Raw genomic sequence first — 12,847 nt, 5'->3', positions numbered from 1 at the left:
GGGGGTGCGGGGCGAACTTTCCTTACGATCTTTCGTATGCTTTGGTCTGAAAGTTCTAATTCCGGGTTCATATTAGCCAATTTTACTGCTTTTGCGAAGGATTTTGGCTCGACTCAGTTTGCGGCCAAACGCCACCGCGCCGGGCTAGCCTCGCCAACCCGCTCAACGGCTTTCCCGTCGTGGTTCTTGAGGCTGTGCTGTATCCCCAGCGCGATGCCCTGCACATCGTCGCTGGTGGCGTCCTGCACGCCATGGGCAGCAAGAACCGCCTTCGCCAGCTCCGTGGTGGTCATCGGCTCTGTGGCCGTTCTGAGCACGTCCAGCGCCCGCCTGTAGAGGGTGCCGCGCTTGAACCACGGGTTGGGCTTCCGCCGCTTCACCGCGATCCGGCCCAGGTTGTAGCTGGGGTCCAGCATCTTGATGACGGCCTCGACGTGCCGCATCTGCTCAGCCAAGGAGTCGTGCTGTTGCCGGTTCGCGAGTATCTGACCGCCTAGCTCCATATGGAGCCGTTCAAGGGTGTTGATGGCCGGACGGGTGTGAGGGTCTTTCGTCGGTCTGCCGCGCATTGCCGCATCCTATCGAATATGATAGCTAACGAATATGAACCGTTTGACCGGAAGTCAAGGCCGGTCTATCGTATTTGTTAGCTCACGTAATCGATAGGAGATGCCATGGTCCTACCCAAGGCGGAAGAGGAATGGGGCCAACGCGCCAGTGCCTTCCTCAAGGCGGAAATGAAGAAAGCCGATGTGACCTATGCTGAGTTGGTCAAGCGGCTGAAGAAGCACGGCCTCAAAGATGAGACCGAGGCCGGCATCACTATGAAGCTGAAGCGAGGATCGTTTACGGCGATCTTCTTTCTTGCGTGCGTTGCAGCGCTAGAGCTTGAGCAAGTGGTGCTGGAGGAGATTTAGCGACCCAGACATAACCACATGCCGCCGCACTTCTCCCGGCGTCATGTTGAGCATCACGACGTGCTCTGCGGCGAGTTGCCGTTGAATGAGGCTGACGGCCCATCCTTCTGGGATCGCGTCCAGAACTAGGTCGATGGCTTGATCTCGCGACGTTGCGGCAAGCCAAATTTGAACCTCCCCATCATCATCCGTCACGCGGACGAGATGGACCTCGGAAGCAGGCTGCATAAAGCAATAAGCAGCGCCAAGGTAATTGGTTGCTAGCTAACCTAAGCTAATTTTCGACGTTGTGGCGTTTGCGCCATAATACCGCGCGGGCCGACATTGTCGGAGCGGATCAGCCGCAGGCGGTTGAGCCGTTCGGTGTCGGTGAGTTTTGGAGGGCTGGGCGAGCGGTCATGCATGCGGGGCGCAGCTTCGCCCAACCTGAGATTGTGATCAACTGCGACATTGGCGCAGCCGCGCGCGACGCGCTAAAAGCGCTGGGCAAGAAGCCGCCAAAAACCGTCAAGAAACAGGAATCCGCCGATGATTTCGCTTGCCGATCTCCAACGCCGCATCGCCTCCGGCGAATTGTCCACCGATGTCGCCATTGCGCAGACGCGGGACGCCATCGCGGCGCAGGACAAGACCATCGGCGCCTTCGTCCGCCTCGACGAGAAGGCGCGTGGGCAACAGGCCGGGCCGCTGCGTGGAATTGCAGTCGGCATCAAGGACATCATCGATACCGCTGACCTCCCGACCGAGATGGGCGCCGCGATCTATCGCGGGCATCGGCCGCGCGCCGACGCTCCGGTCGTGATGGCGCTGAAGCAGGCCGGCGCCACCATCATCGGCAAGACCACGACAACGGCATTCGCGGCGAACGATCCGACCGCAACGCTCAATCCGCACAATCACGCGCACACGCCGGGCGGATCGTCGTCGGGCTCGGCCGCCGCGGTCGCCGCCGGGATGATCCCGCTCGCGCTCGGCACGCAGACCGGCGGCTCGGTGATCCGGCCGGCCTCGTTCTGCGGCGTCGCCGCGATCAAGCCGAGCTACCGGCTGCTGCCGACCGTCGGCGTGAAATGCTTCTCCTGGACGCTTGACACGGTGGGGCTGTTCGGCGCCGGCGTGCGCGACGTCGCGCTGGGGCTCGCTGCGATGACGAAGCGGCCCGAGCTGGTGGTGCCGTCGAAGGTTTCCGCGCCGCGCATCGGCGTCGTCACGCAGGCCTTCGCCGGCGCGCCTGAACCTTCCGGCGCGGAGGCGTTGCAGAAGGCCGCGCGTGCGGCGGAGCAGGCCGGTGCGACCGTGCGCGAACTCGCGATGCCCGAGGTCGTCGCGGAGGCGTGGCGGATCCATCCGGTGGTGCAGGAGTTCGAGGCGCATCAGTCGTTCGCCTGGGAATACGGCCAGAACTACGATGCGATGCCGCCGCTGCTGCGCGGCCGGCTCGACGAGAGCAGGGGTGGCACGCCGGCCGAATACGACGCGGCGATAGACGTCACGCTGCGCGCACGGCTGGCGCTGGCCACGATCCTCACCGAGGTCGACGTGCTGCTGACGCTGTCGGCACCGGGCGCGGCACCCGAGGGTTTGGCGTCGACCGGCGATCCCCGTTACAACCGGCTCTGGACCTTGATGGGCGTGCCCTGCGTCAACGTGCCGACACTGACCGCCGAGGGCGGATTGCCGGTCGGCGTCACCGTGATCGCGGGGTTTGGCGATGATGCCAAAGCGCTGGCGGCCGCGAGCTTTGTCGAGGACGCGCTGAAGCGGTAGGCCTAGTCATTCCGGGGCGATGCGCCGCATCGAATCCGGAATCTCGCGCCACAACCTCTGGATTCCCCGGTGCGCAATTGCGCACCTGAGGTTCATCGCTGCACGATGCCCCGGAATGACATACGTCACTTCCGCTCGCCGATCTTGCCCTCGGTACCGGCCTGCAGGCGCTGGATGTTCTCGCGGTGCATGTAGAACAGCAGCAGCGTCAGCACGGCGAACAGCGATGCGAGCGCGTTATGGCCGAACCACCACAGGAACAGCGGCGTCACGAACGCGGCGATCAGCGCCGACAGCGACGAGTAGCGCGTGGTGTAGGCGGTGCCGAGCCAGATCACGGCGAAGATCAGCGCCGCCGGCCAGAACAGGCCGATCAGCACGCCGAGATAGGTCGCGACACCCTTGCCGCCGCGAAACTTGAGCCAGACCGGGAAGAGGTGGCCGAGGAAAGCCCCCAGCGCCGCGAGCATCGCCGCGTTCGGGCCGTCGATGGTGCCGGCGATGATGACGGCGACGGTGCCCTTCAACATGTCGCCGAGCAGCGTCGCCGCGGCGAGGCCCTTGCGGCCGGTGCGCAGCACATTGGTGGCGCCGATATTGCCCGAGCCGACCGTGCGCAGATCCTGCGTGCCGGCCATCCTGGTCAGCACCATGCCGAACGGGATCGAGCCCAGCAGGTAGCCGATCAGGAAGGCGAGCGGCAGCAGCCCATCAGCAGACATCGCAGTGGTTCCCTGGAGCGGTCCGGCCCGAACGGGGCAGTGCCGTCAATGAAATATTAACCATAAATCCGCACCATGGCCTTGGTAATGAGGGAGCTTATCATGGCTTCTGTTCGCAGGCGGCTGGAGCAGTTTTTCTTTGTCGTTTACGTCGCGGCCATCGTCGTTGGCACAACGATGGAAGCGATGTCGCAACTCGCGTCGCGCTAAGTTCCACCCCAGTTTCAGACGTGCTCGTAAACGGTCCGTCCGCCGACGATCGTCCGCGTCACGCGGCCCGAGAAGCGGGCGTCGTCGAACGGCGTGTTCTTGCACAGTGATTTGAGATCGTCGCGGTCGAGGACCCAGGGCGTGTCGGCGTCGATCACGATGACGTCGGCCGGCGCGCCCGCGCGCAGCGTGCCGCCGGGCAGGCCAAGCAGCTCCGCCGGCCGTGTCGACATCGCCCGGATCAGCGTCTTGAAGTCCATCTCGCCATTGTGGATCAGCCGCAGCGCCGCCGGCAGCATGGTCTGCAGGCCGACTGCGCCGCTCGCCGCTTCCGCGAACGGCAGCCGCTTGACCTCGACGTCCTGCGGATTGTGGTCGCTCATCACGACGTCGATCAGCCCGGAGGCCAGCGCCGCGACCAGCGCCTTGCGGTCCTCCTCGGTGCGCAGCGGCGGGGCCAGCTTGAGGAAGGTGCGGTAGGGGCCGATGTCGTTCTCGTTCAGCGTCACGTGATTGATCGAGACCGAGGCCGAGACATTGTGGCCGGCGTCGCGGGCGCGCTTGAGGATCTCCAGCGACTCGATCGAGGTCAGCGAGGCTGCGTGATAGCGCCCGCCGGTCAAGCCTGCGAGCCGCATGTCGCGTTCGAGCATGATCGACTCGGCCGCGGTGGGAATGCCGGCGAGGCCGAGCCTTGTGGCGAATTCGCCCTCGTTCATCACGCCTTCGCCCACCAGATTCGGATCCTCGGTGTGATGCACGATCAGCGCGTCGAAATCGCGGGCATAGGTCAGCGCACGCCGCATCACCTGGGCGTTGGTGACGCTGCGGTCGCCGTCGGTGAAGGCGACGGCGCCGGCGGCCTTGAGCAGGCCGATCTCGGTCATCTCCTGGCCCTGCATGCTCTTGGTCAGCGCCGCCATCGGATGGATGTTGACGATCGCGGTGTCGCGGGCCCGGCGCAGCACGAAGTCGACGGTCGCCGAATTGTCGATCACCGGCGAGGTGTCGGGCTGGCAGATGATGGTGGTGATGCCGCCGGCCGCGGCGGCCTGGCTGGCGGAGGCGAAAGTCTCGCGGTGGCTGGCGCCGGGCTCGCCGACAAAGGCGCGCATGTCGATCAGGCCGGGGGCCACGATCTTGCCGGCGCAATTGACGATGTCGGTGCCTTCGGGGACGCCGGCGGCGCCGATGCCGCGCTTGGCGTCACGGATCACGCCGTCGGCAATCAGGACATCGCCCGGACCGTCGAAATCGCGCGACGGATCGATGACGCGGGCGTTGGCGAGCAGGATGGGGCGGCGGTCGGTCAGCATCGGTCTCACGCGTTCGGCAGGTTGCGGGCGAGCGCTTCCAGCACCGCCATGCGCACTGCCACACCCATTTCAACTTGTTCACGGATCAGCGACTGCGCGCCGTCGGCGACGAAGGTGTCGATCTCGACACCGCGGTTCATCGGGCCGGGATGCATCACCAGCGCATCCGGCTTGGCATAGCCGAGCTTCTTCTGGTCGAGGCCGAAATAGTGGAAATACTCGCCCGACGACGGCACGAAGGAGCCGTTCATGCGCTCGCGCTGCAGCCGCAGCATCATCACGATGTCGGCGCCGTTCAGCCCCTCGCGCATGTCGCGCGCGACCTCGACGCCCATCCGCTCGATGCCGGGCGGCAGCAGGGTGGAGGGGGCCACCACGCGGACGCGTGCGCCCATCGTGTTGAGCAGGAAGATGTTGGAGCGCGCCACCCGCGAATGCAGCACGTCGCCGCAGATCGCGATCGTCAGCCCCTCGAGCCGGCCCTTGTTGCGGCGGATCGTCAGCGCGTCGAGCAGCGCCTGGGTCGGGTGCTCGTGGCTGCCGTCGCCGGCATTGATCACGGAACCGTCAACCTTGCGCGCCAGGAGCTCGACCGCGCCGGAGGCGTGGTGGCGCACCACCAGGATGTCCGGGTGCATCGCGTTCAGCGTCACCGCGGTGTCCATCAGGGTCTCGCCCTTGCGGGTCGACATCGACGACACCGACATGTTCATGACGTCGGCGCCCAGGCGTTTTCCGGCGATCTCGAACGAGGATTGGGTCCGGGTCGAGGCCTCGAAGAACAGATTGACCTGGGTACGGCCGCGCAGGCTGGCGCGCTTCTTGTCGACCTGGCGGTTGAGCTCGACATACTCCTCGGAGAGGTCGAGCAGGCCCGTGATGTCGTCAGCGGAAAGGCCCTCGATGCCCAGCAGATGCCGGTGACCGAGGACAAAAGTCGATTTCAATGATGGGGTCATTAAAGCGAGAGCTATAGGCGCGGATGGCCGGTGGGGCAAGCGCGAAGAGGGCTCGCGGGAGTTTTCCCCGAGTAAGATATCGCCGCCTTCCCGGCGGTCCTGCCGGGGCTCGCCGCGGGACATCCGCGCCTTGCTTTTGCGGGGGTTTCCGGAACAAGACGTGGATGGCGGGGCACAGGCGGAGCGGCAGCGCCGCCGTCCTCCTGACGGGCTATACCCGGCCGTGACGCCGGAGCGAGACCTCGTGAAAATTGTCGTGATCGCATGGATGGCCATCGCATTGATCCCGGGGGCGATCTCGCCTGCCTTCGCTCAGAACTTGCCCGGCGACTTCGCGTTCCTTCGCGACATCGATCCGACCATCATCCAGGACATCCGCTACGCCGGCGCGAACAATTTCATGGGCCGGCCGCTCGCGGGCTATGGCGCGGCGGAATGCGTGGTGAAGCGGGAGGTCGGGCTTCGGCTCAAGGCCGTGCAGCAGGAACTGGCCCGGCAAAGACTGTCGCTGAAGATGTTCGATTGCTACCGGCCGGCTCGCGCCGTCGCCGACATGGTGGCATGGTCGAAGAACGGCACCGAGACCGCCGCCGAGCGGCGCTACAACCCGGCCTTTTCGAAGACGGACCTGTTCCGCCTCGGCTACATCGCCACCCATTCGGGCCATTCGACCGGGGCCGCGGTCGATCTCACGCTGGTCGATCTTGGCGCCGACAATTCGCGCAAGTTCGATCCGGCCAGGGACTATGCCGACTGCACCGCGCCGGCCGCCGCGCGCGCCCCCGAGGGCAGCGTCGACATGGGCACCGGCTACGACTGTTCCGACGTCAAGGCCCACACCGCGACGAGCTCGATCACGCCGGCGCAGAGACGCTGGCGCGCCATGCTGGTCGCGGCGATGGCCCGGCAGGGGTTCGCGAACTATGCCAAGGAATGGTGGCACTTTTCGCTGCCGGGGGCAGGCCGGCCGGCCTACGACTTCCCGATCGTCCGGGCGCGGTAGAGCGTTTTCGAGCGAAGTGGACTCCGGTTCGCGTTGAAGAAAACGCGTCGGAACAAAGACTGGAGCTTCGATTCCGATCAATCAGAACCGAAGCTCCAGCGCAGGATTTTCCTCAAATCCGAAGCATTTTCGCAAGACGACGCTTGCCATCGCAAAAGTAGCTGAGCGACCTTTCAACACTCCTTAATTGTGGCCGTATGAAGTGCCGGCAACACGGGAGCATGCAGCATGCGTTTCGCAGCCATTGCAATTGTTGTCGTCGGCGTCGCCGGCGTCTTGATCTATGATCGACACGACAAGAGCGCGAATTATCAGCGCGTCGATGCCCGCATCAGCGGCGTCAGCGAGCAATGCTATCTGGAAAAGGTCGAGCGCGGGGTCATCACCAAGACGACATCGACCTCCGATCTGACCCGCTGCGAGATTGCCGAGCTGCTGCGCAAGGAGCATCCCAAGTGGCAGGGCTATGACGTGAAGCACAAGATCGAGGTGAAGGTCGTCTATGTCTCGCCGGTCGACGGAGCCACCCACCAGTCGAGCCTGCAGATGTCCTATTTCCCCAATGGCAAGCCGCTGCGCGCCGGGGACGTGTTTCCTGTCCTCGCCTCCAAGACCAAGGCGGACAAGACGCGTTCGATCTGACCGACGCGGTTCGACAGGACGGAAGCACAACCATGCGCCTTGGCCTCTACGCTATGATCGCTGTCGCCGTCGCGAGCTTCTATGTCTATAGCGAGCTCGACAAGCGGCTGAACTTCCGGCCGATCGACGCGCGCGTCAGCAGCGTCAAGGAACAATGCTACATGGAGAAGACCGAGGGGTCGCGGAGCTCGACCTCCGATCTGTTGCCGTGCGAGCTTACCGAGCTGCTGGCACGCCATCATCCGAAATGGCAGGGCGCCGACATCAAGCACAAGATCGAGATCCGGTTTGCCTACATCTCGCCGGTGGACGGCGCCGCGCATGAGTCCAACCTGCAGTTGGCGGCCTATCCAGATAACCGGCAATTGAGCAGCGGCGACATTTTTCCTGTCCAGGCTTCCAGGAAGGAGGCGAACCGGACCCGCGTCAATGACTGGGTCGACCGCTGGCTCGGCCGCCATGCGCCCAAGCATGGCAGCATCTGAACGCGATGAGCTTGGGCGCAGGCTGGTCCTACGCGCCGATAAACCCGCGGCGCAGCAATCCGCCCAGCACACCGCGAAGACTGGCGACGGCGGCGATGTTGCCGTGCGACGCGCTGAACAGCCACACCACCAGACGCTGATACTGTTCGGCGCTCGGCTCAAGCCGCGCCAGCACGGTTTGGCGGGATCGCGAGACCATGGAAATGTCGGTCCACCCCAGCTCCTCCAGGTGAATTCTGTAGCGCCAGCCGGCAAGCTCAAGCCCCTCGCCCGACCGACCCGAGAGCCGCACCGAGTCCGGTGATATCGCGAGCAGGCGGCACGACAGGATTTTTCCTTCGCCGAAGAGCCAGACCAGTTCGTCCGTCTCGAACATGTGACCGGAGCGAGGCAGCTCGAAGCAGACCAGGAACGCGATGAAGGCGATCAGCATCGCGATCGCCGCCCACAGCATGTTGAAGAAATCGAGCGAGGAAATCTCGCTGGCGCCGTACGGGGAGACGTACGCCCACACGATGCTTGCGGCGGAGCTTGCCGCGATCAATCCGAAAATGGCGGCGAGTTTCCAGTGGATGCGCGGCGCCGATCGATCACCTCCCTTGTCGGTGATCTTGAAGGGACGTCCGAACGGCTTGACGATGGCGCTGAGCAGCGTTGCGGTCACCGCAAAGCAGGTGACGGCGTGGGTGGCCTCCATGAACAAGGGCAGCGTCCGCGCGCGCGATATCCAGCTCATGTAGATAATCTGTCCGAGCAGCGCCGGCATGCCATAGCGCAGGAAGGAATGATAATCGGCTTCGAACGCGGGCAGCCCGCCGAACCAATAGATCGTCGGTGCGATCAATAGCAGCACCATGAAGGGTTTGGAGAGCCAGTTCAGCACGCCGTGCACATAGTGCCAGCGCTCGGTGAAGCTGAAGCCGCGGCCGAACAGCGGTCCGTTGCGCAGCAGGGCAACCTGTATGGTGCCAAGGCACCAGCGAGCGCGCTGAGTGACATATTCCGGGATGCCTTCGGCCGAAAGTCCGAAACTGAGCGGCTCGTTCAGCCAGACCGTGCGATAGCCGCGCGCCAGCATGGTGTAAGTGAGGTTGATATCCTCCGAGATCGCCTGTTCGGGAAAGCCGCCGATCTCGTCGAGCCGGTCGCGGCGAACGACGAAGGAGGTGCCGACGCAGAACGCGCAGCCCCACGCATCCTTGGCGGGTTGAAAGACGTCGAAGAAGAAGCGTTGATCGTCGACCCAGCTCTTCTCAGCCAGGAGATTATGCTGGATCGGATCGGCGTTGTAGTAAAACTGCGGGGTCTGCACGATCGCAACCTCCGGATCGGACAGCAGCAGGCCGACCGTGCGTTTCAAGAAGTCACGCCGCGGCACGAAATCCGCATCGAGCACCAGAATGACCGGCGCGGCGGTCGCACGGCCAGCCGCGGCCAACCCGTTGTTGAGGTTGCCGGCCTTGGCACCCCTGTTGTCAGGCCGCGTCAGATGGCGTGCGCCGACCCGCTCGCAATAGTTCCGCAGCCAGTCGCGTCGCGTGTCATCGAGAACCCACACCGTCACATTGGCATAGTCGAGCGCCAGCGCGCCCAGGATCGAGCGCTGGAGGATTTCGAGCGGCTCGTCATAGGTGCAGATGAAGACGTCGACGGCGGGATCGCGATTGTCCGCGGCCAAAAGCTGCTGGGCGGCGTCGGCCTGCGCGGTGCGGTCGGTGCTGCGGAACAGGATGACGATCGAGATCAGCGTGTAGAGGATCGCGAGCAACTCGAACGCAATGAAGAGCCGCGGCCAAAGACTTTGCGCCGATAACTCGAACGGCGGCAGCGTATCGCTCCATCGCCACAGCGCATACATGACGAGAAGGGCCGCCGTGGTCGTCCCGAACAGCGTACGGTGGCTGGCATGCGACGGCTCCAACAGCCGAGCCATGACCAGAAGCCCGAGCAAAATGCCGACGTCGATGGTCAGGACTGACACGATATCCGCGGCGGATGGGAACATTAGCGTATCCTTTTGCCGGTGAACGGATTCCAGCCGGTTTCGGCCAGCGCGGCCCACGCCGTCGCGCCGAGATGCGGGCGGCGGTAGTAGAAAAAGTCGGGATCGCCGCCGCTGGTCGGATCGATCGATAATCCCGTCGTCAGCCGCGCCGGCCGTGACGCATTGAGCAGGCCGGACGACGTCTGGTCCGCCTTCAGGTCTGCCAGCAGTCGATCGCTCTCGTGTAGGTCGCCGCTGATCCGGTAGGCCAAGGCCGCCTGCGCGGTGCCCTCCACCCAGAGGCCGTCGCGATCGCCGTTGAAATCGAAACCGCCGTCGACCCCGAGCCGCGCTTTTGCGAAGCCGAGCGCGCTCTTCCATGCTGCGGGCGATTCAGGCATCGCCATCCACGGCCAAAGCTGCGCGTCGAGCGCGAGCAGGCCCTCGTCCGCGAGGCTGCCGTCAGGCTTCGTCCCAAGCAGGAAGTGATCGCCGCGAAAGGCGCGATCGAGCAGCCGCCGCGCCTGTCCTGCCGCGCTGTCGTATTTCCGTTCGCCAGTCAGGCGGAACAGCCAGCGAGCGGCGGCGTGAACGTCGGCGTTGTGCTCGGTCGACATCCAGGTGAGCCTGACCTGCTTCGGATCGTAGCCGTGAAAGCCGCCGTAAAAGCCATTTTCGGAAGCGGTTGCGCCGATCATCCAATCGACCAGGCGCTCCGCGTCGGCGAGATATCGAGGATCGTGGGTTGCCTGATGCAGCGTCAGCAGTGCCAAGGCAGCCCAGGCGACGTTTCCGGTCGAGGTGCCGTCCTGCGCCGGATCCTCCGCCCAGACCCTGGCATGTCCGTCCCACCAGCCCGGTAGATCGGGAATAGGCTGGTTCACCGCGCCGGCACGATAGGCATTGCGCACACGGCCGTCATCGAAGCTCCGGTCGTTGCCTGCGGCGCGGCTGAGCGCGTTGCTGATTGGCCTTGCATCCGACACGTTGCCGCAGGCAACAAGCGCAATGACGGCGAGCGCATTGTCGTAGACGAACGCCGTCGTGGCGAGACCCGCGGGAAGGGCCGCTTCATCCTCGCCGGGCTCATAGCTGCGGACGAAGACCGCGTCGGCCGCGCTGCTGTGCGGCGCGACCGCCTTTTTCAGCCCGGCGCAGAACGTGCTTGCGGTTTGCGCCGTGTGGCCTGCCGCCGGCGCGCCCACGATCGCCGCGCACAGCATCATCGCGATGGCCGATTTCATTGCGATACGAGGGCACGAGTTCCGGGTGGTGGTTCGTTGTCGTCGGCCTTCGGCTGCGGCGGCTCCGAGGCATGGAAAGCGTCATGCAGACGAGCGATACCGGCGCGCCGGGCATCCGCATCCGGCGGCGTCTTCTGCGCGGTATCGGCGGTGCCTGCGTCGCCGCCGATCCACGACGCAACGTAGTGGCCGAGCCGGTGCCAAGTGACCGACATCGAGGGGACCACACCATTCTCGCGCGTCACCGTCACCCATTGGCCGACCGGACAGGCGGACGCGTCGGCGGTCCCCGCTTGCTGCACCGGTCCGCCGTCGCCTGCCTGGTCCGGCGTGATGATGGCGTAGAGTTCGCGCCGCTCGGTTTGCGGGAACGGAACGGCAAAGCGCTCATCGGCTTTGTCGCTGGTCTTCGGTACGACCGCAGTGACGACGCCGGACCGCAACGAACTCCCGTCGATGCGAACGCGGGTGCCGGGCATCATGCTCTGGCCCTGCCGGTAGGAAAAGATGGCGACGACAAAGCGCTTGTCGCAGTCGATGACGGAGCTGATAGTATCACCGGCGCTGACATGCCGCCCCATCGCGGCGCCGACGCTCGAGACCTTGCCCTGGCCGCGCGCGACGACATCGGCATCCGCCAGCGTCGCCAGCCTGCGCGTTTCGGCGTCGATCAGGTGCTCGAGATCGGCAAGCACTGCGGCTTGCTGCTTTTGCTCGATTTTCATCCGCGTGGCGTCGAGATCGATGTCCCTGCGCTTCTGGGCCAGATTGTTGAGAGCAACCAGTTCCTCGCCGACATAGATACCCCTGCTCAGGGCGTTGAGCTGTGCCATCTTCTGATTCAGCTTGGCGGCCTCTGCGTCCGCACCATGTATGGTCGCGGCATATTGCTGAGTTGTCGGCCGGAGCATGTCGTTACTCGCGGCATTGCGTGTCACCATATTGGTCTGGCGGTCGACCAGGGCCTTCTTTTCACCGCTCGCGGCGTTGGATTGAGCAACACGGGCGCGAAGCTCCTCGATCCGCGACTGTAACTGACCCTTGAGCTGGCTGGTCTGATCAGCAATCTCGCCATCGAGGGACGAAACATAGTTGAAGTCCGATTCGTGCTTTGCGCGCGTCGCATCGAGCTTCTGCCGTGCGTCGGACGCCTTTTCCTGCAACGCGATCAGCGTCCCGCGATCGATCCTTGGATTGCTGATCCGCGCCAGCGTTTCGCCATCGCGGACGTCCCGGCCCGGAAGCACCGTCAACAGGCCGACTTCGCCGCTGATCGGCGCGGTCAAAAGCGTAACGGGGGCGTTGACCACGGCACGATCGGATTGATCCGCAACGATCGGCGGCGTCACCGCGGTGAGCATCAGGACAGAGAGCAATCCGGCGACGCCGATGGCGGATATTCTCAGTATTCCGGGATGTTTCCGCACAGTACCGCGCGTTTCAGATCTATCAATCATCAGTTCTCTCTCGGTTGGGAGGGCCTAAAAGAGCGCGTCTTGGTGATTGGTTGCCTGTTTTTCCCTGCGCATGGCTAGGACTGCAACAACGCAGAGCGCATTTGGTTGCTGCAGAAACCGAGCGGAAAACCTGCAGCAGGA

13 protein-coding genes are annotated in these 12,847 nt (G+C 64.4%); 5 read left to right on the top strand and 8 right to left on the bottom strand.

The window, feature by feature from the left end:
- Positions 1–113: 113 nt before the first annotated feature.
- Positions 114–569 (bottom strand): hypothetical protein, encoded by a 456-nt coding sequence (locus Q2M23_RS06710; RefSeq protein WP_316395014.1) that lies wholly within the window; start codon positions 567–569, stop codon positions 114–116.
- 105 nt (positions 570–674) lie between these two features.
- Between Q2M23_RS06710 and Q2M23_RS06705 the strand changes: the two genes are divergently transcribed.
- On the top strand, positions 675–917 hold the full coding sequence (locus tag Q2M23_RS06705) for a DUF6471 domain-containing protein (protein ID WP_224497342.1): 243 nt from the start codon (positions 675–677) through the stop codon (positions 915–917).
- 269 nt (positions 918–1,186) lie between these two features.
- On the opposite strand, the gene Q2M23_RS43965 is transcribed toward Q2M23_RS06705, so the two are convergent.
- Positions 1,187–1,321 carry a hypothetical protein gene (locus tag Q2M23_RS43965; RefSeq protein ID WP_410469697.1) on the bottom strand — a complete coding sequence of 45 codons (135 nt, stop codon included), beginning with the start codon at positions 1,319–1,321 and terminating at the stop codon, positions 1,187–1,189.
- Positions 1,322–1,445: 124 nt separating this feature from the next.
- Between Q2M23_RS43965 and Q2M23_RS06700 the strand changes: the two genes are divergently transcribed.
- Entirely contained in the window at positions 1,446–2,684 is a 1,239-nt protein-coding gene (locus Q2M23_RS06700; RefSeq protein ID WP_316395010.1) for an amidase, read from the top strand.
- A gap of 125 nt (positions 2,685–2,809) precedes the next feature.
- Here the strand turns inward: Q2M23_RS06700 and plsY are convergent, their stop codons facing one another.
- The 3 genes from plsY to Q2M23_RS06685 form a co-directional block, all read right to left on the bottom strand.
- On the bottom strand, positions 2,810–3,406 hold the full coding sequence (gene plsY / locus Q2M23_RS06695; RefSeq protein WP_316395009.1) for a glycerol-3-phosphate 1-O-acyltransferase PlsY: 597 nt from the start codon (positions 3,404–3,406) through the stop codon (positions 2,810–2,812).
- Between the two features lie 224 nt (positions 3,407–3,630).
- Positions 3,631–4,932: a dihydroorotase gene (locus Q2M23_RS06690; protein ID WP_316395008.1), complete on the bottom strand. Its 1,302-nt coding sequence runs from the start codon at positions 4,930–4,932 to the stop codon at positions 3,631–3,633.
- A 5-nt stretch (positions 4,933–4,937) separates the two neighbouring features.
- Positions 4,938–5,891: an aspartate carbamoyltransferase catalytic subunit gene (locus Q2M23_RS06685; RefSeq protein WP_026192854.1), complete on the bottom strand. Its 954-nt coding sequence runs from the start codon at positions 5,889–5,891 to the stop codon at positions 4,938–4,940.
- A gap of 268 nt (positions 5,892–6,159) precedes the next feature.
- Between Q2M23_RS06685 and Q2M23_RS06680 the strand changes: the two genes are divergently transcribed.
- The 3 genes from Q2M23_RS06680 to Q2M23_RS06670 all read left to right on the top strand — a co-directional run bounded on the left by Q2M23_RS06680 (position 6,160) and on the right by Q2M23_RS06670 (position 8,021).
- The gene (locus Q2M23_RS06680) at positions 6,160–6,894 is read left to right on the top strand and encodes a M15 family metallopeptidase (RefSeq protein ID WP_141341939.1); all 735 of its coding nucleotides are present in this window, start codon (positions 6,160–6,162) and stop codon (positions 6,892–6,894) included.
- A gap of 228 nt (positions 6,895–7,122) precedes the next feature.
- The gene (locus Q2M23_RS06675) at positions 7,123–7,536 is read left to right on the top strand and encodes a hypothetical protein (protein ID WP_092078151.1); all 414 of its coding nucleotides are present in this window, start codon (positions 7,123–7,125) and stop codon (positions 7,534–7,536) included.
- A 32-nt stretch (positions 7,537–7,568) separates the two neighbouring features.
- Positions 7,569–8,021, top strand: coding sequence for a hypothetical protein (locus Q2M23_RS06670; RefSeq protein WP_168858162.1), 453 nt, complete (start codon positions 7,569–7,571; stop codon positions 8,019–8,021).
- 28 nt (positions 8,022–8,049) lie between these two features.
- On the opposite strand, the gene Q2M23_RS06665 is transcribed toward Q2M23_RS06670, so the two are convergent.
- From Q2M23_RS06665 to Q2M23_RS06655, 3 genes are read right to left on the bottom strand one after another with little or no spacing between them, the layout of a single operon-like run.
- Positions 8,050–10,026: a cellulose synthase catalytic subunit gene (locus Q2M23_RS06665; protein WP_316395005.1), complete on the bottom strand. Its 1,977-nt coding sequence runs from the start codon at positions 10,024–10,026 to the stop codon at positions 8,050–8,052.
- A complete protein-coding gene (locus Q2M23_RS06660) occupies positions 10,026–11,249 on the bottom strand; it encodes a hypothetical protein (protein ID WP_233475702.1) in 1,224 nt (407 codons plus the stop codon). The genes Q2M23_RS06665 and Q2M23_RS06660 overlap by 1 nt, the downstream gene beginning before the upstream one ends.
- On the bottom strand, positions 11,246–12,412 hold the full coding sequence (locus tag Q2M23_RS06655) for an HlyD family efflux transporter periplasmic adaptor subunit (protein ID WP_316395003.1): 1,167 nt from the start codon (positions 12,410–12,412) through the stop codon (positions 11,246–11,248). Before Q2M23_RS06655 ends, Q2M23_RS06660 begins: the two co-directional genes overlap by 4 nt.
- Positions 12,413–12,847 lie beyond the last annotated feature (435 nt).

Origin of the sequence: Bradyrhizobium sp. 33ap4 (assembly GCF_032654765.1) — a bacterium.
In the GTDB taxonomy this organism is placed as follows: Bacteria; Pseudomonadota; Alphaproteobacteria; order Rhizobiales; family Xanthobacteraceae; genus Bradyrhizobium; species Bradyrhizobium australafricanum.
The sequence above is the reverse complement of the archived record's forward strand: the minus strand, read 5'-3'. Positions and strand labels throughout refer to the sequence as shown.

Excerpts from the sequence above, each read along its gene's own strand:
- Q2M23_RS06710 (WP_316395014.1), bottom strand. The coding sequence starts at position 569 with ATGCGCGGCAGACCGACGAAAGACCCTCACACCCGTCCGGCCATCAAC.
- Q2M23_RS06705 (WP_224497342.1), top strand. The coding sequence starts at position 675 with ATGGTCCTACCCAAGGCGGAAGAGGAATGGGGCCAACGCGCCAGTGCC.
- Q2M23_RS43965 (WP_410469697.1), bottom strand. The coding sequence starts at position 1,321 with ATGCATGACCGCTCGCCCAGCCCTCCAAAACTCACCGACACCGAACGG.
- Q2M23_RS06700 (WP_316395010.1), top strand. The coding sequence starts at position 1,446 with ATGATTTCGCTTGCCGATCTCCAACGCCGCATCGCCTCCGGCGAATTG.
- plsY (WP_316395009.1), bottom strand. The coding sequence starts at position 3,406 with ATGTCTGCTGATGGGCTGCTGCCGCTCGCCTTCCTGATCGGCTACCTG.
- Q2M23_RS06690 (WP_316395008.1), bottom strand. The coding sequence starts at position 4,932 with ATGCTGACCGACCGCCGCCCCATCCTGCTCGCCAACGCCCGCGTCATC.
- Q2M23_RS06685 (WP_026192854.1), bottom strand. The coding sequence starts at position 5,891 with ATGACCCCATCATTGAAATCGACTTTTGTCCTCGGTCACCGGCATCTG.
- Q2M23_RS06680 (WP_141341939.1), top strand. The coding sequence starts at position 6,160 with ATGGCCATCGCATTGATCCCGGGGGCGATCTCGCCTGCCTTCGCTCAG.
- Q2M23_RS06675 (WP_092078151.1), top strand. The coding sequence starts at position 7,123 with ATGCGTTTCGCAGCCATTGCAATTGTTGTCGTCGGCGTCGCCGGCGTC.
- Q2M23_RS06670 (WP_168858162.1), top strand. The coding sequence starts at position 7,569 with ATGCGCCTTGGCCTCTACGCTATGATCGCTGTCGCCGTCGCGAGCTTC.
- Q2M23_RS06665 (WP_316395005.1), bottom strand. The coding sequence starts at position 10,026 with ATGTTCCCATCCGCCGCGGATATCGTGTCAGTCCTGACCATCGACGTC.
- Q2M23_RS06660 (WP_233475702.1), bottom strand. The coding sequence starts at position 11,249 with ATGAAATCGGCCATCGCGATGATGCTGTGCGCGGCGATCGTGGGCGCG.